The sequence below is a fragment of the Tardiphaga sp. genome (genome assembly GCF_028290495.1).
GTDB lineage: Bacteria > Pseudomonadota > Alphaproteobacteria > Rhizobiales > Xanthobacteraceae > Tardiphaga.
Genome location: NZ_JAQGJT010000069.1, coordinates 1 through 22,099 on the forward strand (window position 1 = coordinate 1; position 22,099 = coordinate 22,099).

At 63.2% G+C, this 22,099-nt stretch carries 23 protein-coding genes; 12 read left to right on the forward strand and 11 right to left on the reverse strand.

The annotated features are described in order from the left end of the window. Nucleotides 1-845: 3-hydroxybutyryl-CoA dehydrogenase (locus tag JWQ24_RS12710; protein ID WP_299808189.1), on the forward strand; the 845-nt coding region annotated here is incomplete at its 5' end. A gap of 96 nt (nt 846-941) precedes the next feature. Here JWQ24_RS12710 and JWQ24_RS12715 read toward each other — a convergent pair. Then, entirely contained in the window at nt 942-1,988 is a 1,047-nt protein-coding gene (locus JWQ24_RS12715) for a peptidase M29 (RefSeq protein WP_299808192.1), read from the reverse strand. Nucleotides 1,989-2,119: 131 nt separating this feature from the next. Here JWQ24_RS12715 and JWQ24_RS12720 point away from each other — a divergent pair, with 131 nt between their 5' ends. Then, nucleotides 2,120-3,091 carry a flavin reductase gene (locus JWQ24_RS12720; RefSeq protein ID WP_299808195.1) on the forward strand — a complete coding sequence of 324 codons (972 nt, stop codon included), beginning with the start codon at nt 2,120-2,122 and terminating at the stop codon, nt 3,089-3,091. 120 nt (nt 3,092-3,211) lie between these two features. Here JWQ24_RS12720 and JWQ24_RS12725 read toward each other — a convergent pair whose 3' ends face one another. After that, the gene (locus JWQ24_RS12725; protein ID WP_299808198.1) at nt 3,212-4,201 is read right to left on the reverse strand and encodes an ABC transporter substrate-binding protein; all 990 of its coding nucleotides are present in this window, start codon (nt 4,199-4,201) and stop codon (nt 3,212-3,214) included. A gap of 167 nt (nt 4,202-4,368) precedes the next feature. Between JWQ24_RS12725 and JWQ24_RS12730 the strand changes: the two genes are divergently transcribed. Both JWQ24_RS12730 and JWQ24_RS12735 read left to right on the forward strand, forming a co-directional pair. Next, the gene (locus JWQ24_RS12730) at nt 4,369-5,727 is read left to right on the forward strand and encodes a malonyl-CoA decarboxylase (protein ID WP_299808201.1); all 1,359 of its coding nucleotides are present in this window, start codon (nt 4,369-4,371) and stop codon (nt 5,725-5,727) included. Between the two features lie 52 nt (nt 5,728-5,779). After that, nucleotides 5,780-6,112, forward strand: a complete 333-nt coding sequence (locus tag JWQ24_RS12735) for a GIY-YIG nuclease family protein (RefSeq protein WP_299808204.1) — start codon at nt 5,780-5,782, stop codon at nt 6,110-6,112. An 87-nt stretch (nt 6,113-6,199) separates the two neighbouring features. Here JWQ24_RS12735 and JWQ24_RS12740 read toward each other — a convergent pair whose 3' ends face one another. The 9 genes from JWQ24_RS12740 to JWQ24_RS12780 form a co-directional block, all read right to left on the reverse strand. Then, nucleotides 6,200-6,961 (reverse strand): ABC transporter permease, encoded by a 762-nt coding sequence (locus JWQ24_RS12740; protein WP_299808207.1) that lies wholly within the window; start codon nt 6,959-6,961, stop codon nt 6,200-6,202. After that, nucleotides 6,958-7,743, reverse strand: coding sequence for an ABC transporter permease (locus JWQ24_RS12745; protein WP_299808210.1), 786 nt, complete (start codon nt 7,741-7,743; stop codon nt 6,958-6,960). The genes JWQ24_RS12740 and JWQ24_RS12745 overlap by 4 nt, the downstream gene beginning before the upstream one ends. After that, nucleotides 7,740-8,516, reverse strand: a complete 777-nt coding sequence (locus JWQ24_RS12750; protein WP_299808360.1) for an ABC transporter ATP-binding protein — start codon at nt 8,514-8,516, stop codon at nt 7,740-7,742. Before JWQ24_RS12750 ends, JWQ24_RS12745 begins: the two co-directional genes overlap by 4 nt. 360 nt (nt 8,517-8,876) lie before the next feature. Beyond that, a complete protein-coding gene (locus JWQ24_RS12755) occupies nt 8,877-9,137 on the reverse strand; it encodes a DUF3297 family protein (protein ID WP_299808213.1) in 261 nt (86 codons plus the stop codon). Beyond that, nucleotides 9,134-9,610 carry a glutathione peroxidase gene (locus tag JWQ24_RS12760; protein ID WP_299808215.1) on the reverse strand — a complete coding sequence of 159 codons (477 nt, stop codon included), beginning with the start codon at nt 9,608-9,610 and terminating at the stop codon, nt 9,134-9,136. Before JWQ24_RS12760 ends, JWQ24_RS12755 begins: the two co-directional genes overlap by 4 nt. Before the next feature lie 15 nt (nt 9,611-9,625). After that, complete coding sequence (locus JWQ24_RS12765; protein WP_299808218.1) at nt 9,626-11,029, reverse strand: amidase family protein; 1,404 nt, start codon at nt 11,027-11,029, stop codon at nt 9,626-9,628. A 141-nt stretch (nt 11,030-11,170) separates the two neighbouring features. Further along, entirely contained in the window at nt 11,171-11,719 is a 549-nt protein-coding gene (locus tag JWQ24_RS12770) for a c-type cytochrome (RefSeq protein ID WP_299808221.1), read from the reverse strand. 191 nt (nt 11,720-11,910) lie between these two features. Beyond that, entirely contained in the window at nt 11,911-13,266 is a 1,356-nt protein-coding gene (locus JWQ24_RS12775) for a PQQ-dependent sugar dehydrogenase (protein ID WP_299808224.1), read from the reverse strand. 123 nt (nt 13,267-13,389) lie between these two features. Next, complete coding sequence (locus JWQ24_RS12780) at nt 13,390-13,647, reverse strand: hypothetical protein (RefSeq protein ID WP_299808227.1); 258 nt, start codon at nt 13,645-13,647, stop codon at nt 13,390-13,392. A gap of 208 nt (nt 13,648-13,855) precedes the next feature. Between JWQ24_RS12780 and pqqA the strand changes: the two genes are divergently transcribed. From pqqA to JWQ24_RS12820, 8 genes are all read left to right on the forward strand, one after another. Then, nucleotides 13,856-13,936 carry a pyrroloquinoline quinone precursor peptide PqqA gene (gene pqqA, locus JWQ24_RS12785; RefSeq protein WP_012029362.1) on the forward strand — a complete coding sequence of 27 codons (81 nt, stop codon included), beginning with the start codon at nt 13,856-13,858 and terminating at the stop codon, nt 13,934-13,936. Between the two features lie 68 nt (nt 13,937-14,004). Beyond that, complete coding sequence (pqqB, locus tag JWQ24_RS12790; RefSeq protein WP_299808230.1) at nt 14,005-14,937, forward strand: pyrroloquinoline quinone biosynthesis protein PqqB; 933 nt, start codon at nt 14,005-14,007, stop codon at nt 14,935-14,937. Further along, a complete protein-coding gene (gene pqqC, locus JWQ24_RS12795; protein WP_299808233.1) occupies nt 14,934-15,698 on the forward strand; it encodes a pyrroloquinoline-quinone synthase PqqC in 765 nt (254 codons plus the stop codon). The genes pqqB and pqqC overlap by 4 nt, the downstream gene beginning before the upstream one ends. Nucleotides 15,699-15,707: 9 nt before the next feature. Next, the gene (gene pqqD, locus JWQ24_RS12800) at nt 15,708-16,025 is read left to right on the forward strand and encodes a pyrroloquinoline quinone biosynthesis peptide chaperone PqqD (protein ID WP_299808236.1); all 318 of its coding nucleotides are present in this window, start codon (nt 15,708-15,710) and stop codon (nt 16,023-16,025) included. Further along, the gene (gene pqqE, locus JWQ24_RS12805; RefSeq protein WP_299808239.1) at nt 16,022-17,224 is read left to right on the forward strand and encodes a pyrroloquinoline quinone biosynthesis protein PqqE; all 1,203 of its coding nucleotides are present in this window, start codon (nt 16,022-16,024) and stop codon (nt 17,222-17,224) included. The genes pqqD and pqqE overlap by 4 nt, the downstream gene beginning before the upstream one ends. Beyond that, a complete protein-coding gene (pip, locus tag JWQ24_RS12810) occupies nt 17,217-18,209 on the forward strand; it encodes a prolyl aminopeptidase (protein WP_299808242.1) in 993 nt (330 codons plus the stop codon). The genes pqqE and pip overlap by 8 nt, the downstream gene beginning before the upstream one ends. Next, on the forward strand, nt 18,210-18,887 hold the full coding sequence (locus tag JWQ24_RS12815; protein WP_299808245.1) for a DUF4286 family protein: 678 nt from the start codon (nt 18,210-18,212) through the stop codon (nt 18,885-18,887). Nucleotides 18,888-19,222: 335 nt separating this feature from the next. After that, the gene (locus JWQ24_RS12820; protein WP_299808247.1) at nt 19,223-22,075 is read left to right on the forward strand and encodes a bifunctional transaldolase/phosoglucose isomerase; all 2,853 of its coding nucleotides are present in this window, start codon (nt 19,223-19,225) and stop codon (nt 22,073-22,075) included. Nucleotides 22,076-22,099: the final 24 nt, after the last annotated feature.

Consider the following 22,099-nt stretch of genomic DNA (forward strand, 5'->3'; position numbering starts at 1 on the left):
CGCTCGGCGAAATCGGCAAGACGCTGGAGAGCCTGGCGCGGTTCGGCCTGCTGACCCAACGCGATGCCGATACGATCATTACCCGCGTATCTGTGGTTCCTGCAAAGGATAACGCCGCTGGGCTCGCGGGCACCGCGATCGTATTCGAGGGTGTCCCTGAGGTGGTCGACCTCAAGCGCGAGGTGCTGGCAGCGGCTTCGAAACTTGTCGATCCCGAGACGATTATCGCCTCGACCACCTCGACAATTTTGGTCGATGATCTCTCCGGCGCGGTAGAGAACCCGGCACGATTCCTCAATGTGCACTGGCTCAACCCGGCCTATCTGATCCCCCTGGTCGAACTGTCGCCCGGCGCCGCTACCGATCCCGCGGTCACCGCGCGCGTCAAGGTGTTGCTGGAAGACATCGGCAAGGTGCCGGTGGTGTGTGCGGCGACGCCCGGCTACATCGTGCCACGGATCCAGGCACTGGCCATGAATGAGGCGGCGCGGATGGTGGAGGAAGGCGTCGCGACCGCGGAGGATATCGACAAGGCCATCAAATACGGTTTTGGTTTCCGCTATGCGACCATGGGGCTTCTGGAATTCATCGACTGGGGCGGCGGCGATATCCTCTATTATGCCAGCCGCTATCTGGAAGGCGCGCTGCAGAGCGACCGCTATCGCGCGCCCGAGGTGATTTCGCGCAATATGCAGGAAGGCCGCATCGGCATGCGCACCGGCGCCGGTTTCCTCGACTATGCCGGCAAGGATATCGACGCCTGGCGCGAGGCGCGCCTTGCGGCGCTGGTGGAGCTGCTCCGCCATTTTGGGCTGGCGCGGAAGCCGGTGCTGGATCGCGACTAGAGGCGTAGCCCGGATGAGCTCTTGCGATATCCGGGACGTCTCATGCGTGGACGCTCCCCGGATATCGCAAGCGCTCATCCGGGCTACAACAAAACCTCACCCGAACACGTCCTGCAGCACGCCGTCGCGCACCACGGCCGTGCCGTCGAGTTCGATGGTGGTGCCCATCACCGGCAGGTCGAAATGCCCCGCGGTGTAGCGGCCGGCGAATTCGTTGGCGCCGGTGGAGAACAGGAAATTGCCGGCGACCGCGCGCAGTTCGGTGCCGTTGGTGTCGCGCTGGTCGTACATCGAAAGCGCCTCGTAGCGGGCGTACGGGTTCATGCCGAAGCCGACATGCGATACCGCATAGGCCTCGCGGTCGCCCCACGCCGCGAGATAGCGGCGCATCAATTCGGCGTCGGGTCCCTCGCCCGCAAGTTCGGTGACGTAATCGTCGGTCAGCGTCAGCCGGACCTCTGAGGTGAGATAGCGCTTGAAGGTGAGGTTGATATCGCCTGCCGCCATCACCAGCGTGCCGTTGACGGATTTGCTTTTCGGAAAGCTCACCACCAGCCCGCCCGGCCAATGCGCCAGCGTGCCGGGCTTGTCGGTCCAGCCCCAGACGCCGACCGTGGCCGCGCCTTCCATGTTCACATCGAGATCGGTGCCCGCCGCCGACGTCACCTTCATATGTTTTGTCCCGCGCAGCATCTTGGCCGCGGCGCGAACGCGCTTCTCCAGCGCCGTGTCTGGCACCATGCGCTCCAGCGCTTCCGGATGCTCGTTGGAGATCACCAGAATCCGCGCGCCGGCCTTGAGAATTTCCGGCGTCTCCTTGGCGTGCATCAGGCCTTCGATGGTACAGTCGACCACGAAGCCGGCCTGCTGCAACGCCGATACCACCGGCCCGAGTTGGCCTATCGCCTCCGATGCGCCGGTCGAGCGGATCGGAACGACCTGCTTGTTGCGCGGCGTGGGCATGACGACGTGGAACGGCCGTGCGCCCATCCGCAGCAGGGCCAGTTCAGCAATGTGAACATTCAGCGCGCGCGATTGCGTCTCGGACAGGATCGCCGCGGTATCGCCTGGCTTGACCGCGCAACGCTCAAAAATCTCGCAGAACGCGTCGATCCATTTCGCCTCGATGCGATCTGCCAGCATGCGCTTTCTCCTGTGTTTACAGCGATTATCATTGGATGATAGGGCGCGCCGTGTTACATGAAAAGGCATATTTTTAATGTTAAAGGACAGCGCGAGGCTTGCGCGTCGTCCGCGTATGGCAGGCGAACGACATGGCGGATGACAAGGTCGAAACTGCCGCACAGGCCGTCAGTCCGGTGCCGTTCCGACAGGCGCTCGGCCAGTTTCCGACCGGCGTCACGGTCGTGACAGCGATGAACGGCGACCATCCGGTCGGCATGACCGCTAATTCGTTTTCGTCCGTCTCGCTCGATCCGCCTTTGGTATTGTGGAGCGTCGCCAAGTCATCGCCGAGCCACGATCCGTTCGTCGATGCGGACAGCTTCGCGATCCATTTTCTCGGCGCCGATCACGGCGAACTGGCGATGCGCTTCGGGCGCCGCGGCTCCGACAAATTCGCCGATATCAAACACGTGCCGGGCGTCACCGGCGCGCCGCTGATCGATGGGTTGGCACCGATCTTCGAGTGCAAGACCTGGGCGCGTTATCCCGGCGGCGATCACACCATTCTGGTCGGCGAAGTCGTGCGCTTCGTCGAGCGCAATCACGATCCGCTGGTGTTTCATTCCGGCGAATTGCGCCGCATCGACAATGCTCTGCGCCGCGCGCCGCCGCTGGCATCGGGCAGTTTTGCCCGCAACTATCTGTCCTATTTGCTGGCGCGCGCGAGTTTCAACGTCTCCAGCGAATTCCACGCCCGGTTGAAACAATGGGATCTCACCGTGCCGGAATGGCGCGTGCTGGCGTGCCTGATGGATGTCGAGGGGCTGTCGGTCGGTGAACTCGCGGCGATGGCGCTGATGAAGCAGCCCGGCCTGACCAAAGTGCTCGATCGCATGGAGCGCGACGGGCTTCTGAAGCGGCAGAACGCGTCGGACGATCGCCGCCGCGTCACGCTGCACCTGACGGCCAAAGGCCGCAGCCGCGTCAAACCGGTTCTGGCCGCGGCGATGAAGCACGAGGCGGAGCTGCTGAAACAGTTCAGCGACAGCGACCGCGCCACGATCAAACATGCGCTGGATCTGTTGATCGACAGCCGCATGACGGATGGGGCGGAAGAGTAGTTCCAACTCTCCCGTCATGCCCGACCGCGTGCCGGGCATCCACGTCTTACCCTACGCCCGAAACGTGAATGGCCGGGACAAGCCCGGCCATGACGTCGTAGTGTATTTATCGAAGCAGCTTTACTTGAGCGGCGCGACGATCGTCGGGTGCTTCCAGGTGGCAACGTCGATCTTCTTCGACAGCATGCCGGTCTCGACATAGACGTCGAGCATCTGCTGGATCGCGGTGAAGTTCGGCGCGGCTCCGGGGTCGCGGGCGAAGTCGTTTTCCTTGAGCAGATAGGTCTCCAGCACCGGGATCGGCGCCTTCATGACTTCGTTGACGACTTTCAGCGTCTCTTCGCGGTTGGCCAGAGCCTTCTGCATGCCGAGCGTCAGATCCTTGACATAGAGCTTGGCCAGATCCGGGCTTTTTTCGATGAAGTCGGCGCGGCAGGCTTCCAGAATGTGCACGATGTTGGGCTGCTGTTCCGACAGCGAGAACAGCTTCCGCGTGCCACCCTTGGCTTCCATGCGCGCGGCGAACGGCTGGTTCATGACCGCGGAATCGACGCGGCCGGAGCGCAGCGCCTCTTCCGACAGCGCGAAGCCGACTTCGACCATCTTGACGTCCTTGGCGGCATCAAGCCCGGCCCGCTTCAGCAGGATCGCCATCGGCCCGTAGATGCCGGAACCAAGCGTATTGATCGACAGCGTCTTGCCCTTGAGATCGGCAATCGTATTGATCGGCGAGTCGTCCTTGACGGCCCAGTACACCGAGAAGCTGCCCGGCTTTTCCGAGACGTGCTGTGCGACAATGTAGGCCTTCAGCCCGCCATTGACGGCGCCCTGCGCCAGCGCCAGCGGCGACTGCGTGGCGCAATCCAGCGCGCCAGCGGCCAGCGCCTGCGTCATCGGCGCGGTGCCCTGAAACTGCACCCATTCAATGTTGTAGGCCTTGCCTATATCCGGAAACTCCTGCGGCCGCTTCATCATCCAGTACTTGGATTCTTCCGCGGGGATCGTCCAGCCGACCTTGATGGTCTGCTGGGCAAAGGCCGCGCTGGCGCTGAGCAACGTGCCCAACGTCAATGCCGCGACAACGTTACGTTTTAGTGCAGTCCGCTTCATCTTGAAGTTCCCTGTTTCCGGATCGTCAGACCATCGCCATGCAATTGTCTTGCCGACATGCCACCCACTCACAATTGTTTCATGCTTCAAATGACCGCGCAATATCGACCGCAATGCGATATATGAGAGGGACTGAACTAGGCTGCACTGCCAGGAATTGATCGACCATGAGCAACGACTTCTTCTCCGACCTTCTCGCCTCGATCTCCGAGCGCGGCCGCAATCTGCTGCGGCTGGGACCGGCTTCGGTCGATGCGAAACAGAACGCCTCCGATCTTATCGAGCTTTGCGCCGAACTATTGTCCGGCCGCGGCGAAGCCTCGGGCACCGCGATCGCGCGCGGCGTATTCGACCGCTACCACCAGCTCGATGACGCCGGCCGTCTGACCTTCTTCGAGACGCTGGCGAGCAAATACGGTCCGGACACGGAAAAACTGGAAAAGGCGATCGTCGCCTGGCGCGCCAAGCCAACTGGCGAAGGCGCCGGCGAACTGCATTTCGCGTCGGAGCCGCAGCGACAGGAACTGTTCCGCCGGCTCAACCGTGCGCCCGGCGCCACCGGCGAACTGGTCAACATGCGCGCCGACCTGCTCGACCTCAAGCGCGCGCACAAGGACCTCGCCGCCGTCGATCGCGACGTCGTGCATCTTTTGGCATCGTGGTTCAACAGGGGGTTTCTGGTGCTGCGCAGGATTGACTGGTCGACACCCGCCATCATTCTGGAAAAGGTCATCAAATACGAGGCCGTCCACGAAATCCACGACTGGAACGATTTGCGCCGCCGCATCGATCCGGTCGACCGGCGCTGTTACGCGTTCTTTCATCCGGCACTGGTCGATGAACCGCTGATCTTCGTCGAAGTGGCTTTGACCGAGACCATCCCCGGCGCGATCGCGCCACTGCTCGCCGAGGACCGCCAGCCGGTGGCGATCGAGCGCGCACGCACCGCGGTGTTTTACTCGATCTCGAATTGCCAGCGTGGGCTCGCCGGCATTTCGTTCGGCAACTTCCTGATCAAGCAGGTGGTCGAGGAACTGCGCCGCGAACTGCCGAAGCTCGACACTTTCGTGACGCTGTCGCCGGTACCCGGCTTCATGAAATGGCTGCAGCGCGCGCCCGACCTGCCGGTCACCGAAGAAGAACGCACGTTGCTGGCTCATCTCGACAATGCGGAATGGATCAACGACGCGCCGCTCGCTGCGCAATTGCGCGCGGTGCTCGAGCCGCTTGCCGCGCAATATTTCCTCAAGGCCAAATTGCCGCGCGGCGGCCCGGTGGATTCCGTCGCGCGCTTCCACCTCGGCAACGGCGCCCGGCTGGAGCGCATCGACTGGCTCGGCGACGTCTCGCCCAAGGGCCTGCGCGAATCCGCCGGCCTGATGGTGAACTACCTGTACCGTCTCGACGACATCGAGAAGAATCACGAAGCCTATGCCGATCACTACGAGATCGCGGCGTCCAGCGCGGTGAAGAAGCTGCTCAAGGCTGAAGGCGGAAGACGCCTGCTGGATATGCGGCTCGGGTAGTTACGCCGCCGCACCCCCGGGAAACCGTGAGACGCCCCGGCCCCTCCACGTCTTGGCCGGGCTTGTCCCGGCCATCCACGATCTGCATAATCGGGGCATGCGGAGGAGATATGTATATTTCCTGACGAACCGCCCGAACGGCATCCTGTATGTCGGGGTGACGAGCGATCTCGTGCGCCGCATCTACGAGCACCGCACGAGCGCTGCTGACGGGTTCACAAAGCGCTACGGGTTGAAGCGGCTGGTCTATTACGAAATCTACGATGACATCCGAACGGCAATTCAGCGTGAACACAATATCAAGCACTGGAGCCGGACGTGGAAAGTGCGCCTCATCCTCGCGAGCAATCCGAATTGGGATGATCTTTGGGAATCGATTATCTGAAATTCGTGGATGACCGGGACAGGCCCGGCCATGACGTGGAGGGGCCGTTCCGTCAGATGACCAATAAAGCTTGCATGACCCTTTAGATCACACCTCCGGAAAACCCCGCAGCAGATACGTCCGCAGCCCGTGCAGCAGGCTGTTCAAAATCAATCCCAGCAGCGAGATTGTGATCAGCGGCACGAACATATCGACGGTCTGGAAGGTGCGCGCGGCCTGCACCAGCATGTGGCCGAGGCCATCGGTCGAGGTGATCATCTCGGCCAGAAACACCACGATGCAGGAGATCACCAGGCCGATCCGGCAGCCGGTGAGGATCGAGGGCATCGCGGCGGGCAGCACCACCTTGAACAGGATCTGCGACCGCGGCGTGCCCGCCGCCATCGCCGACCAGATCAGTTTTTGCTCGACCATCGACGCGCCGTAATAGGTCGAGAGCAGGATTGGAAACAGAGCATCAGCCGCAACCAGCGTGATTTTCGAGGCGTGGTCGAAGCCGAGGATCAGCAGCAGCGCGGGATACAGCGCGACCTTCGGCACCGGCGCCAGCACGCGCACCAGAGGCTTTACCACCGCGTTGATCGCCGGGCTGACCGCTGCAGCCAGACCGATGGTGACGCCGAGCACCACCGCGATCGCAAAGCCGGCGAACAACCGTACCAGCGTCGCGGCAATCTCGTGCAGGAAATCGCTGGTCAGCAATTGCTGCGCGAGGCGCAGGAACACCGCGCCGGGCGGCGGCAGCAGCGTGACCGGCGCGTAGCCGAACGAGACGAGAAATTGCCAGCCGAGGATCAGCAGCGCGATCGGGGTGATGCCGAGCAGCACCTTGGCAAGGACCGGGTTCATGAGAAGCTCAAAGGCAGGTCGTGCTGCGGCTTCGACCAGCGCACCAGCCGGCCGCGTATCTTCTCGAACGCCGCGTCCAGCGTGATGCCCATCGCGCCGATGATCATGATCATCGCGAAAGTGGTGTCGTACTGCGCCATGTCGAGCGCATTGAACAGGATGTTGCCGGCGCCCGATTGCCGCGCGATCATTTCCGACGTCACCATGGTGATCAGCGCCAGCACCAGTCCGGTGCGGCAGCCGGTGAGGATTTCCGGCAGCGCCGCCGGCAGCACGACGCGCCACATCCGCAGCGGCGCGGACATGCCCATCGCGGCAGCCGACCACAGCATCTTCTCTTCGACGGCTTTGCTGCCCTGAAAGGAGTGATAGATGATCGGCAGGCTGACACCGAGGAAGATCACCAGCGTCTTGGAGACATCCCCAACGCCGAGCCACAGCATGATGATCGGCATCAAGGCGGCCTTCGGCACCGGATAGATCACCATCAAGAGCGGGTTGAAGAACGAGGCGACAGCCTTGACGCGGCCCATCATCAGCCCCAGCGGAATCGCAAACAGCACCGCGAGGCCGAAACCGATGACCATGCGGCGCAACGACGCGCCGATATTCACCAGCGATTCCTTGTCGGTGAGAATCGCCGGCACCGCGCGCAGCGATTCCCACGCGGTCGGAAAGCTGTCGGTGTTGAGCATCAGCGACGCCGCCTGCCATGCACAAAGTAGCCCAATGCAGGCCAGCAGCGGCGCCGATTTGGAGAGAACCGCGCCAGGAGAGATCATGCGTGGATCTCGTCTTCGCCGGTGTCGTCGATCAGTTTCTCGATATCGACAACGTATTTCTGGTAGCGCGGATCGAGCAACAGTTCGGCGCGTTTGCGTGGTCGCGGCAGGTCGATGTCGACGACGACCTTGATGCTGCCCGGCGAGCGCGTCATCACCACGACCTTGTCGGACAGGAACACGGCCTCTTCGACCGAATGCGTGACGAACAAGACCGTCTTGCGGTCGCGCTCCCAGATGTTGAGCAGGTCGTTCTGCAAGCGCGTGCGGGTATGCGCATCGAGCGCGCCGAACGGCTCGTCCATCAGCAGCACGGCGGGATTGTAAGCCAGAGTGCGCGCGATCGCGACGCGCTGCTTCATGCCGCCGGATAATTCCTTCGGATAGAAATTCTCGTAGCCCTTGAGCCCGACCATTTCGAGCAGCTTGCGGCCGCGGGCTTCAGCTTCAACCTTCTTCACACCCTGCTGGCGCAGGCCGTACATCACGTTGCCGAGCACGTTTTTCCACGGGAAAAGCGCGAACTCCTGAAACACGGGGCCGCGGTCAGGGCCGGGTCCGGTGATGGCTCTGCCCTTGACGCGCGCCACGCCCTCGCTCGGCGGCACGAAGCCACCGACGATGTAGAGCAGTGTCGACTTGCCGCAGCCCGAGGGGCCGAGAATCGAGACGAAGGCGCCCTCGTCGATCGTCAGATTGATATCCGACAGTGCCAGATGGCTTTGCCGGCCGGAGGTCTGGAAGCGTTGCGAGACGTGATCGATGTGGATCATCGCCGCGGCCGGCGCAACGCCCGGCGCCGGTTCTGACCCGGCTTGAACGTTCGAACGCAGTGTCGCCACCTTCATCCCCGGTCCTTCGTTGGCCATGAACGCCTAGCAATCACGACGGCAATACGCGGTCCATCCAGATTGGTAGCGCAGCATAGCGGCAAACCGCAATTACTTTAAGCTTCAAATTTATGCGGCGACCGCCCTTTTGCTAGCCAGCCGGTTTTGGCTGTCATTCCGGGGCGCGAGCAGCGACCGCTGCGACCGAACCCGGAACCCCGACATGTTCAAAACATCTCGGGATTCCGGGCCTGCGCCATCCGGCTTCGCCGTCAGCCACATCCCGGAATGACAGTTTTTTCGTTACGCCTGATCGCGGAAATACGGCTCGACGGCGCCTGTCAGCTTGATCATCAGCGGGTTGCCGAAACGGTCACGGGCGGCGCCCGCGGGCACCTTCACCCAGTTCTCGCTGACGCAATATTCCTCGACGTTGGTCTTCTCGACGCCCTTGAAGCGGATGCCCACATCGCGCTGCAACACCTCGGCATTGTAGAACGGGCTGCTCGGATCGGTGGACAGGCGATCGGGCAATTCGGTGGTCGGGATGGGGGTATCGGTCATAGCAGCGCCTCGATTTTTTCTTTAAGCGATTCAGGTGTGGTCGTGGGCGCGAAGCGGCCGACGACCTGGCCGGAACGATCGATCAGGAATTTGGTGAAATTCCACTTGATCGCCGAGCCGAGCAGCCCTGACTTTTCAGATTTCAGGAAATTATACAATGGATGGGCGTTGGTTCCGTTGACGTCGATCTTCTCGAACATCGGGAAACTGACGCCGTATTGGGTCTCGCAGAAGGTCTCGATCTCCCGGGATTCGCCGGGCTCCTGACCGCCGAACTGGTTGCAGGGGAAGCCCAATACCGCAAATCCCCGCGCCGCATAGGCTTCGTGAATGTGCTGGAGGCCCTTGTATTGCGGCGTGAATCCGCAGGCGCTGGCGGTATTGACGATCAACAGCACCTCGCCCTCGAACTGCTTCAGCGAGACGTCGTGGCCGGCCAGGGTTTTGGCGGAAAAGCCGTAGATGCTCACCATCGCTGCGGTCCTCGCTCAAACCGTGACCGGATCGATCGGCGATACCGGCGTACCGCCCGCCTCGATCGCCTCGCCCGCCAGCAGACAGAGGTCCTCGCGGTAGCGACCGGCGACGATCTGCACGCCGGTCGGCACGCCGCCGACCAGGCCGGTGGCGACCGACAATGCCGGCAGACCCATGAAGGGAATCCCGATCTGTGGCGTCTGGGCCCGCCAGACGCGCTCGAAGGAATCCTGATCCTTGAGATCGAGATTGTCGGGGAACGGCAATTCGCCGGACACCGGCATCAGCACGACCGCGTAATCCTGCAGGAACAACTGCCAGTCGCGCACGAAGGTCGAGCGCCGCACCAGCGCGCGCGAAAGCCCACCGTTCTCGAAGCCTTCGAGTTTCGGCGCGATACCGCGCAGGCAGGCCAGAGCGCCGGGATCGCCCTCGCGCTCGGCCGCGTCCAGCATCCCCTGATAACCGTCGCCGAACCAGATCTGCGTCTGCAACGCCGCGGCCTCTCTCAGCGCCGGCGTGTTGTCGACTTCCTCGACGATCCACCCTGCCCGCTCCAGCCGCTTGCCGGCGTCGCGCACGGCGGCTTCGACATCGGCGGAGATCTCCAGTCCGTCGGGCCGCAGACACATCGCGGCGCGCTTCGGCATCCTGGGGCCTTCCAGCGGCGCCGGCACCCACCAGGGGTCGCGCGCGTCGGGCTGCGACATCACCTCAAGGCCGAGCCGCACATCGGCGATGGTGCGCGCCAGCGGGCCGGACATTGCGGTGATCTGGCCGGAGATGATGCGTTCGGGAAGCGCGGCATTATAGGCGGCGATGCGGCCGAGCGTCGGGCGCAGCCCGTGCACGCCGCAGGCATAAGCGGGGTAGCGGATCGAGCCGGCGATATCGGTGCCATGCGCGATATGGCCGATGCCGGCCGCAACGGAGGACGCAGCGCCACCGGACGATCCACCCGGGGTGATGCCGGGATCGCGCGGGTTCTTGGTGTCGCCATACAAAAGATTGGTCGTGAACCAGCGATAGGAGAAGGCCGGGCAATTGGTGCGGCCGAGAATCACCGCGCCCGCCTTGCGCAGGTTGTCGATCACCGGGCTGTTGCTGGTCGGCAGAACATTGCGCTGGATATTGACGCCGTTGGTGGTGGCATAGCCGGCGTAATCGATATTGACCTTGACGGTCACCGGCACGCCGGCGAGCGGTCCGACCGCGTCGCCGCGCGCGAGCGCTGTATCGACCATGTCGGCCTGCGCCAGCACGTCCTCGGGCCGATGTTCGACCACCGCATTGATCGCTGGATTGACCGCGTCCAACCGCGCTAGGCCCGCGGATGCGGCTTCCTTCGCCGAGACTTTGCGGTCGCGGATCAACGCCGCAAGGTCGGTAGCCGATAAACGCCAGAGATCGTTCATGCATCACTCCATTCGCTGCCGCTTGTTATCGCAGCCGGAGCGAGAAGGCCAATGGCGCGCGCGTCTTTGCATCAAACTCGTCATTCCGGGTTCACGCGCGCAACGATGCGCGCGTGCTCCGAAATGACAGTTGAGAGGTGCCTATCGCACCCTCGCCAGAAAATACGCGAGTTCGCCGATCTGCGCGTCGGTGACCGACTGCATCACGTCGGCCATGGTGGCATCATAACCGTGACGGGAGTTGTCCTTGTATTCGCGCAACGTCTTGGCGAGGTAGTCCTCGCGCTGGTTGGCGATGCGCGGGATGCTGTCGCGGCCGGAAAAATCGGGGTTGTGGCAGGAATCGCAGCGAAACTGCGCGGTCAGCGCCTTCGCCGCGGCCATACGCGCGGGATCGCCGGTCTCCGCAGGCAACGCTGGCTTCGGCAGCGTGGCGAGGAAATCCGAAAACGTCCGCAGGTCGTCGTCGGTGAGATCCTTGGCCATCTCGTTCATCGGCTCGAACGCGCGCAGCTTCTCGCGAAACATGAATAGCTGGATCAACGCATAGGCCGGCTGCTGCGCGCCGAGCGACGGCGTGTTCTCCATCTCCGACGTGCCCTTCTCGCCGTGACAGGCAAGACACGGCACAGCGCGCTCGGCGACGGTTTCGGCGGATAGCGGAGACGTCGCGAGGAGAAGTATCGCCATGGCAAACGGCAGGCGCATCGAGGGAGTTCTTTCTTTATGCCGGCTCCCGTCATTCCGGGGTGCGAAGCGACGCCGAACGGCGTCGTTCGCGAACCCGGAACCTCGAGATGACCAATCACTGCTTGATTCCGGGGCAGACCGATCCGCTGCGCGGTTCGGTCTGCCCCGGAATGACGGCGGGTAACGTTTACTTACTTCCCGGCGACCTTCTGCTTGCCGTAGGTGATGCGATAGATCGCGCCATTCCAGTCATCGGACACCAGCAGCGATCCGTCCTTCATCGGCAGCACGTCAACGGGGCGGCCCGAATAGGTGTTGTCGTTGAGGAAGCCGGTCAGGAACGGCTCGGTCGATTTCACCGTGCCGTCCTTGTTCAGCTTGGCGACAATGACGTCACCGCCGAGCTTCTGCGACTTGTTCCAGGAGCCGTGGCGCGCGATGAAGATCGCGTTCTTGTAGGCGGCTGGAAACATCTTGCCGTTGTAGAAGCGCATGCCGAGCGAAGCGGTGTGGGCGCCGAGCAGGCCGACCGGAGCGGTGTAGTCGGCGCAGGACTTGCCCCAGCCGAATTCCGGATCGAGAATATTGCCCTGCAGGCAATACGGCGCGCCGAAATTCTCGCCGTCCTTGCTGACGCGGTTGAGTTCGTCCTCCGGCACGGTCTCCGAAACCCAGTCGCGGCCGTTGTCGGTGAAGTACATCTGCTTGTTTTCGGGATTCCAGTCGAAGCCGACGGTGTTGCGCATGCCGCGCACCACCACTTCGGCGCCCGAACCGTCGAGGTTCATGCGGCGGATCTGGCCGTGTTCCTCGTCATGCAGCACGCTGTTGCCGGGCTGGCCGACCGGCACGTAGAGCTTGTTGTCGGGGCCGATGCCGATGAACTTCCAGCCGTGCGCCTCGTCCTTCGGCAGCTTGTCGTAGATCACGGTCGGCTTCGGCGGATTGTCGAGATTGTCCTCGACCTTGTCGATCTTGGAGATTTTCGACAGTTCGGCGATGTACAGCGTGCCGTCCTTGAAAGCGAGGCCGTTGGGGCGGTACAGGCCGGAAGCCAGCACTTTGACCGAGCGCTTGCCGTCCTTGTTGATCACCGCATAGACCTTGTCGACGAGGCGGGAGCCGACGAACACAGTACCCTTGTCGCCCTCGCGCATCGAGCGCGCATTGGCCATGCCGGCGGCATAGACCTCGATGTTGAAGCCCGGCGGCAGTTTCAGTTTCGCGAGCGGCAACTTGTCCGCGGCGGCGGCGATTGGCGGCGGCGCGACCGGCGCCAGCTTGGCGGCGGCGGCCCCGTCCGGGCGGCCGATCAGCGGTGACCCCGGCGGCAAAGCCGGTGCAGCGGCGGCAACGGGAGCCGGTGCAAGTGCAGGCGCCGCGGCCGGCGCAGGTGCGGCGGGCGCAGATGCGGCGGGCGCGGGCGAAGCGGCAGGTGCAGTGTCAGTCGGGGCAGTCGCGGGCTGCTGTGCGACGGCGTTGAGTGTGAAGGCACCAATGAAAACGCCGGCCAGCAAGGCCTGACGCGCAGACACGTAAACGGTCATGAAACTCTCCCCTTTGCGGAAGCCCTCTTGTGGCGGCAGCAACTGACTGCCGCCATGGAGCTTGCCCGGTCGCAGTTTCAATATTTCCGGCTGCTCCGCAATCCCCGCGTGGGCTGCTGAAAATCAGTGCCGCGTCGCGTTCATGTCCTGCGTCTCGATCAGCGCCTCGCTGAACGGGAATTCCAGCACGATTTCGCCGTCCGAATCGGTCACTTCCAAGACCGCCGACAGCACGCCGGGCTGGGTTTCCTCGGTGTGCAGCAACTGCGTGATCATCGCACGCGCCACCTCCCAGGCGTGATCGGGGTCACGCAACTCCTCGCCGTCGGGATCGGTGACGAGATCGTCGCCCATTCGGGTGTGGAAAAAATAGCGTGGCATAGCGGAATTCCCGACAATCGGTTGAACAAGAAACGGCGCGGCTTTGGCTATATGTGTAACGCGGACATCGTTACAATGCTGCAATGCGCCTTTATGTTGCATCGCACTAATACTCAGAATTGTATTCACGAGACTGTTGGCGAACCATTGAGCAGGTATTACACTTAGTCCGTGCAGCGTTGTTGCTGCACGTACCCGGAGACCCAAGATGGCATGGAAAGCACCGAAAATCGTCGAAGTGCCGGTGGGCATGGAAATCAACATGTACGCCTGCGCTGCGCGCAAGTAAGACCTGACCATCGGGGCGCCTTCATCGCATGATGGCGCCCCATTAGGTTGCGGTTCAGGAGCGATGTCATGTTGCGTGTTATCGTTCTTGGGGCCGCGGCGGGCGGCGGCGTTCCGCAATGGAATTGCGGCTGCCGGATTTGTCGCGCCGCGCGCGAACAGCCGGGATTGCAAAGCAGCCAGGCCTCGATCGCGATCAGCATCGATAACAGCAACTGGTTCCTGATCAATGCCGCGCCCGAGCTGCGCCAGCAGTTGATCGACACGCCGCAGCTGCATCCCAAGGCCGGCCATCTCCGCCATACGCCAATTGCCGGCGTGATCCTGACCAATGGCGAAGTCGATGCCGTCGCCGGGCTCTTGTCGATGCGCGAGGGCTCGCCATTTATCCTGTATGCCCACCAGCGCGTGCTGGCGATCCTGAAAAGCAACAGCATCTTCAACGTGCTCAGCGAGAAAAACGTGCGCCGCGAAGCCATTGCCGTCGATCAGAGCTTTGAACCGACCTTGCCGGACGGCGCGCCGTCGGGGATTGAAGTGCTACCCTTCGTCGTTCCCGGCAAGAGCGCGTGGTATCTCGAAGGACATGACCATCCGGCCGGCGCGGGCAATAGCGACGACGGCGACACGCTCGGACTGCGCATCGAGGACAAGGCCAGCGGGCAACATTTCTATTTCATCGCGGCCTGCGCGCGCGTTACGCCGGAACTGAAGCAGCGGCTGCACGGGGCGCCGCTGGTGCTGTTCGACGGCACGGTGTGGCGCGACGACGAGTTGATCGAGGCAGGCCTGGGCGTGAAGACCGGGCAACGCATGGGCCACCTGTCGATGTCCGGTGACGACGGCGCGCTCGCCATGCTGGCCGACTGCGAAATTGCGCAAAAGGTTTTTCTGCACATCAACAATTCAAACCCGGCGCTGCTACCCGATTCACCGGAGCGCGCCACGTTGCAAAAGGCCGGCTGGCAGATCGGCCACGATGGCATGGAGATCACGCCGTGAACGCCCTCACCGCCTTCTCACTGGTATCCAGCACGCCGCTCGACAGCGCCGAGCAGCTGGAAGCGACGCTGCGACACATCGGCGCAACCCGCTATCACAGCCTGCATCCGTTCCACCATTTGTTGCATGGCGGCAAACTCAACAAGGGTCAGGTGCAGGCCTGGGCGCTGAACCGCTACTACTATCAGAGCTCGATCCCGATCAAGGATGCCGTCGTGATCTCGCGCTTCCGCGACCGCGATGTGCGGATCGAATGGCGGCACCGCATCGAGGACCATGACGGCAACGTCGGCACCGAAGGCGGCATCGAGCGCTGGCTGAAGCTGACCGAGGGCCTTGGCCTCGACAGTGGCTATGTCGAATCCGGCGAAGGCATCCTGCCGGCGACGCGCTTTGCAGTCGATGCCTATGTGCATTTCGTCCGCGACAAGAGTCCGCTGGAGGCGATCGCCTCGTCGCTCACCGAATTGTTCGCGCCGAACCTGCACGAAGAACGCATCGCGGGGATGCTGAAGCACTATGATTTCGTGAACCCGGACATCATGAGCTATTTCAGCCGCCGCCTGACCCACGCGCCGCGCGACGCCAATTTTGCACTCGACTACGTCCGCAAGCACGCCAATACACCGGCCGAGCGCGAAGCTGTCTGCAACGCGCTGATCTTCAAGACCAACGTGCTGTGGGTGCAGCTCGATGCTTTGTACCATGCTTACGTCAACGGCCACGTGCCCCCGGGCGCTTTCGTGCCCGCTGACGCCTGAGGCAAACCGATGGCAGAACCGCGCAGCCGACGCCTGAGTGTCGAGGAGGCCAGCCGGCCGGTGCTGCCGCGCCATGCCCGGTTGAAATTCGACGAGAGCCGGCAAGTCTGGGTGATCCTGGCGCCGGAGCGCGTGCTGGCGCCGGACGAGATCGCGGTGGAGATCCTGCAACTATGCGACGGCGCCCGCAGCGTCGCCGACATCATCGACCTGATGGCGGCGAAATACGCGGCACCCCGCGCAGACATCGGCGCCGACGTGATCGCGATGCTGCAGAATTTGGCCGACAAGGGATTCCTGACCCAAGCGCGGGAGAAAACGGGATGAGCCCGACTCTCACTGATGCCAGCCCGGTCTACGCCGCCGATCCCGGCGACGGCCTGGCGATCCTGGAAAAGACCCGCTCGACGGCGGAGACGTTTGGCATTCCTCTGGCGGTGCTGGCCGAGCTCACGCATCGCTGCCCGCTGCAATGCCCGTATTGCTCGAACCCCGTAGAGCTTGAGCGCAGCAGCAACGAGCTGACCACCGCCGAGTGGAAGAAGGTTTTGTCCGAACTCGCCGAGATCGGCGTGCTGCAAATCCATTTCTCGGGCGGCGAACCGACCGCACGAAAAGACCTCGTCGAACTGGTGCAGCACGCCACTGATGTCGGGCTGTATTCCAACCTGATCACCTCAGCCGTGCTGCTGACGCGCGACAAGCTTTCCGCGCTGGCCGATGCCGGACTGTGCCATGTGCAGATCAGTTTCCAGGGCAACGAGCCGGTGGTGGCCGACCGCGTTGGCGGCTACAAGAACGGCCACGCTAGGAAGCTCGAAGTCGCCCGCTGGACGCGAGAGCTGGACATGCCGCTGACGGTGAATGCCGTGATGCACCGGCAGAACCTGCACCAGCTTGCGGATATCATCCAGATGGCGGTCGATCTCGACGCCGACCGGCTAGAAGTCGCCAACGTGCAGTATTACGGCTGGGCGCTGAAGAATCGCGCCGCCCTGATGCCGACGATCGAGCAGATCGAGGAGACCAGCCGCATCGTCGAGGACGCTACGGTGCGCCTGAAGGGCATTCTCGACATCGACTATGTGGTGCCGGATTATTACGCGCTGCGGCCGAAGAAGTGCATGGGCGGCTGGGGCCGGCAGTTCTTCAACATCTCGCCGGCCGGCAAGATCCTGCCGTGCCATGCGGCCGAGACCATCACCGGCATGGAATTCCTGTCGGTGCGCTCGAACCATTCGATCGCCTGGATCTGGCAGAACAGCGAGGCCTTCAACCGCTATCGCGGCACCGGCTGGATGCCCGAGCCGTGCGCGAGTTGCGCGTTCAAGGAGATCGACTTCGGCGGCTGCCGCTGTCAGGCCTTTGCGCTGACCGGCAGTGCGGGTAATACCGACCCCGCCTGCACGCTGTCGCCGCGGCACGAGGAAATCTTCAAGATGGCCGAAACCGAATCCGCGGAAGGCACGAGCCGCTTCCTGTATCGCAACTTTGCCGGCGGTACGCTGGAAACCGACCATGGCTGATGCCGACGCCGGCCGGGCCGCGGGCCAGGTCGATCCCTTCGCACCGCTGACGTCTGAACATCTCGATGTCGGCAACGGCCACGAGATCTATGTAGAGAGCGTCGGGCGCGCCGATGGCATCCCCGCGCTCTATCTGCACGGCGGGCCCGGCAGCGGCTGCCAGCCGGACCATCGCCGGCTGTTCGATCCGCAGCGTTTTCACACCGTGCTGTTCGACCAGCGCGGCGCCGGCCGCAGCACGCCGAAGGGGTTTCGCGAGGCCAATACGACTACGCATCTGATCGCCGACATGGAGACCATCCGCGAAAAATTCGGCTTCGCGAAATGGCTGGTGGTCGGCGGCTCATGGGGCGCGACGCTGGCGCTGGCCTATGCGCAGGCGCATCCAAAGCGCGTCACCGGCATCGTGTTGCGCGCAACGTTTCTCGGCACAAAGGAAGAACTCGACGGCGCGTTTCTCGACGTGCTGCCGCGGCATTATCCCGATTTGTACAAAGACTTTCTCGCCGCCCTCCCCGCAGATGAACGCGGCGCGCCGCTGCCGAACTACTATCGCCGGATTCTCGACGCCGACGCCGCGATCCACACGCCGGCCGCGCGCGCCTGGGGCGGCACCGAGAGCATTTTGTCGGAGCACGCTCCAAAGCGCACGCGGCTCGATATGCCGGCACTGACGGACACCACCCGGTCGCTGCCCGCGACGCCGTTCATGGAGGCGCACTACTTCCAGCACGCCTGTTTCATGCGGCCGGGACAATTGCTGGCGGAATCCGCCACGCTAAGAGACATTCCAGGGATCATCGTGCAGGGACGTTTCGATTTCCTGTGTCCGCCCTCGACCTCACATGCACTCGCCGCCGCCTGGCAGAATGCAGAAGTCCGTATCGTCGAAGGCGCCGGGCACTCGTTGTACGATCCCGGCGTCCGCGACGCCGTGATGAAGGCGATCGCCGACCTCGCCTCGAAACTGAAACAGGATCCATAAATGCCGATCGCCGGAACGGGCATGCTGATGACGTCGATGGATATCGACGCTGCCCATGAGCATGAATTCAATGCGTGGTATGACCGCGAACATCTCGCCGAGCGCGTCGCCATCGAAGGCTTCATGGAGGCTCGGCGCTACGTCGCCGTCGCAGCCTCCCCAAACTGCCCGAAATATCTCGGGCTGTATTCGACAAAAACATTCGACGTGCTCGACAGCGACGCCTATCGCACGGCGCTGGCGAGCCAGACCGTCTGGTCGAAAACCAATATCGGCCGCTTCCAGAACATGCTGCGCTCGGTGGCGCGCATCACCGCAAGCCGCGGCCAGGGCCGCGGCGCCGTGCTCGGGCTGGTGCGTATCCGGCCGCCACAGGATAACGCCGACGCGCTGCGCGCCGGCATCAAGGCCCTGCTCGATCCCGGCACACTCGACGGCATCATCTCCCTGCATCTGATGGAAAGCGACCCTCGTCTGTCGAAGCCGCTCACCGACGATCCCGCCGCGCCTAACCCGGCCGCGCGCGACTGGTACGTGATGATCGACGGCACCGATGCCGAGGCGGTCGCCAGCGTGATGCACGGCCGCTTCGACGCCGCCGTCGCCGCTTCCTCGGCAACGCTGATTTCCAGCGGCATCTATCGTCTGATGTGGGATCTGGCGAAAGCAGATTTGTAACGGACCGTCCTGACATTCGAGCCGGTTGAACGCATCCGGTATTTGCCGCGACCAAGGTGAAATGCCCGCACGGGCCACCCTGGATCGTCCCATACCTCGCTTGTTTTCACGGGCCACCGCCGCAGCCATGGGCGCAATTCCGGCGCAATTTTATTCAGCCGTCACAGCGCTGCCGTCGATCATCGTTAACACGCAATTGCGATCCGGCTGCCTCGGCAAAAATGGAACCGTTTACCTTGCCACGCGTAGGGTTTTGGGGCGATCATTGGAACCAGAAAGACCGCCATGTCAGACCGCCGCTGGCGCCATGATCATATCGAACAGAACAAGGCATCATGAATCCTGTCAAAGCACTTGAATCGCATGGCCAGGCCGTTTGGCTGGACTTTTTGGCTCGTGGTTTCGTCGCCAAGGGCGACCTCAAGAAGCTGATCGACACCGACGCCGTGAAAGGCGTCACTTCGAACCCCTCGATCTTTGAAAAGGCGATCGGCAGTTCGGACGAATATGATGCGCCGATCGGCGAGGCGTTGAAGTCCGGCGACAAGGCACCAGCCGAGCTGTTCGAGCATCTCGCCATCGAGGATATCCAGCACGCCGCCGATGTGCTGAAGCCAGTCTATGACAGCCTCAAGGGCACCGACGGCTTCGTCAGCCTGGAGGTGTCGCCCTATCTGGCGCTCGACACCACGGGCACGATCACCGAGGCGCAGCGTCTCTGGAAGAACGTCGCGCGGCCGAACCTGATGGTCAAGGTGCCGGCGACCGCCGAGGGCCTGCCCGCGATCCGCCAACTGATCGGCGAAGGCATCAGCATCAACGTTACGCTCCTGTTCGCGCAGCAGACCTATCGCGAGGTCGCCGAGGCGTATCTCGCCGGGCTTGAACATCATGTGGCCGGCGGCGGTGATCCCTCACATATTGCCAGCGTCGCCAGCTTCTTCGTCAGCCGCATCGATGCGCAGGTCGACAAGCAACTCGACGACAAGATCGCCAAGGCCAATGATCCCAGCGAAAAGGCACGGCTTGCCGCCTTGAAGGGCAAGGTCGCGATCGCCAACGCCAAGCTGGCCTACCAGGATTACAAGAAGCTGTTTTCCGGCGCGCGCTGGGACAAACTGGCCGCAAAGGGGGCCAAGCCGCAGCGGCTGCTGTGGGCCTCGACCGGCACCAAGAGCAAGGAATACCGCGACACGCTGTATGTCGAGGAGTTGATCGGGCCGAACACCGTCAACACCGTGCCGCCCGCCACGCTGGACGCCTTCCGCGACCACGGGCTGTTGCGCGACAGCCTTGAAGAAAACGTCGGGGCCGCGCGACAGGTGCTGGCGGATCTCGACAAGGCCGGCATCTCGCTCGACAAGATTACCACCGATCTCGTGGCGGACGGCGTCAAGCAGTTCGCCGACGCCGCCGACAAGCTCTACGGCGCGGTCGCCCACAAGCGCGCAGCCGCGCTGGCCGGCAACATCGATGCGCAGAAGCTAGGGCTTGCCAAGAGGTTGGCCGACGCCGTGAAGACCAGTACCGAGGAATGGCGCGCATCCGCTAGGATTCGCAGGCTGTGGCACAGGGACAAGTCCGTCTGGACCGGCGCCGATGAAGACAAGTGGCTGGGCTGGCTCAACAGCGTCAGTGCCGAAAAGGCCAAGCTCTCCGACTATGCCAGGTTCGCGAAATGGGTGAAGGCGCAGGGCTTCAGCGATGCCGTCGTGCTCGGCATGGGCGGCTCCAGCCTCGGGCCCGACGTGCTGGCGCAGACCTTCGCGCAAGCCGCGGGCTTCCCGAAGCTGCGCGTGCTCGACTCCACCGACCCCGCGCAGGTTCGTGCGATGGGCGCGGCGGTGAACATGGCGAAGACGCTGTTCATCGTCTCCAGCAAATCCGGCGGCACCACCGAACCCAACGTGATGAAGGACTACTTCTTCGCGGAAGTGACCAAGGCGGTCGGCGCCGACAAGGCCGGCGAACACTTTGTTGCCGTGACCGATCCCGGCTCGTCGCTGGAGAAGGTCGCGACATCGCAGAAGTTCGCGCGAATCTTCCACGGCGATCCCACCATCGGCGGACGCTATTCCGTGTTGTCGCCTTTCGGCATCGTGCCGGCGGTGGCCGCCGGGATCGATGTGAAGAGACTACTCGAACTGACACATTCGATGGTGTTGTCCTGCGGACCTGACGTGCCGCCGTCGGAAAACCCCGGCGTGCAGCTCGGCCTCGCGATGGGCGCAGCGGGGCTTGAGGGACGCGACAAGGTCACCATCCTGTCGTCGGACAAGATCGCCGAATTCGGCGCCTGGGCCGAACAGCTGATCGCCGAATCCACCGGCAAGGACGGTAAGGGTCTGGTTCCGGTCGACGGCGAGACGCTGGGCGCGCCCGATGTCTACGGCAAGGATCGCTTCTTCATTGATCTGCGCACCGAGGGCGAGAACGATGCCGCGCATGACGGCAAACTTGATGCGCTGGAGGCGGCCGGTCATCCGGTCGTGCGCATCGCGCTGAAGTCGATCGACCATATCGGGCAGGAGTTCTTTCGCCTCGAGATCGCGACCGCCGTCGCCGGCTCGGTCCTCGGCATCAACCCGTTCAACCAGCCCGACGTCGAGGACGCCAAGATCAAAACGCGCGACCTCACCGCCGCCTTCGAGAAGAGCGGATCGCTGCCCGCCGAGACGCCGGCGGCCACGCTCGGCGACGTCGAACTGTACACCGACGAGAACAATGCCGGCGCGCTGCGCAAGGCCGGCGCCGATGGCGACCTGAACTCCTGGATCAAGGCGCATCTCGGTCGCGCCAATGCCGGCGACTACGTCGCGCTGCTCGCTTATATCGAGCGCGACGGCAGCCATATCGACACTCTGCAGAAAATGCGGATGGCGGTGCGCGACAACAAGCATGTCGCGACCTGCGCCGAATTCGGGCCGCGCTTCCTGCATTCCACCGGACAGGCCTACAAGGGCGGGCCGGCCAGTGGCGTGTTCCTGCAGATCACCGCGGACGACGCTGGCGATCTCGCGGTGCCCGGCCAGAAGGCTTCATTCGGCGTCATCAAGGCGGCACAGGCGCGTGGCGATTTCGGCGTGCTGACCGAGCGCGGTCGCCGTGCGCTGCGCGTCCACCTTAAGGGCGATCTTGCTGCCGGACTTGCCCAACTCGACAAGGCCATCATCGCCGCGCTTCAATAGAACAATGCATGATCCCGAAAAGCG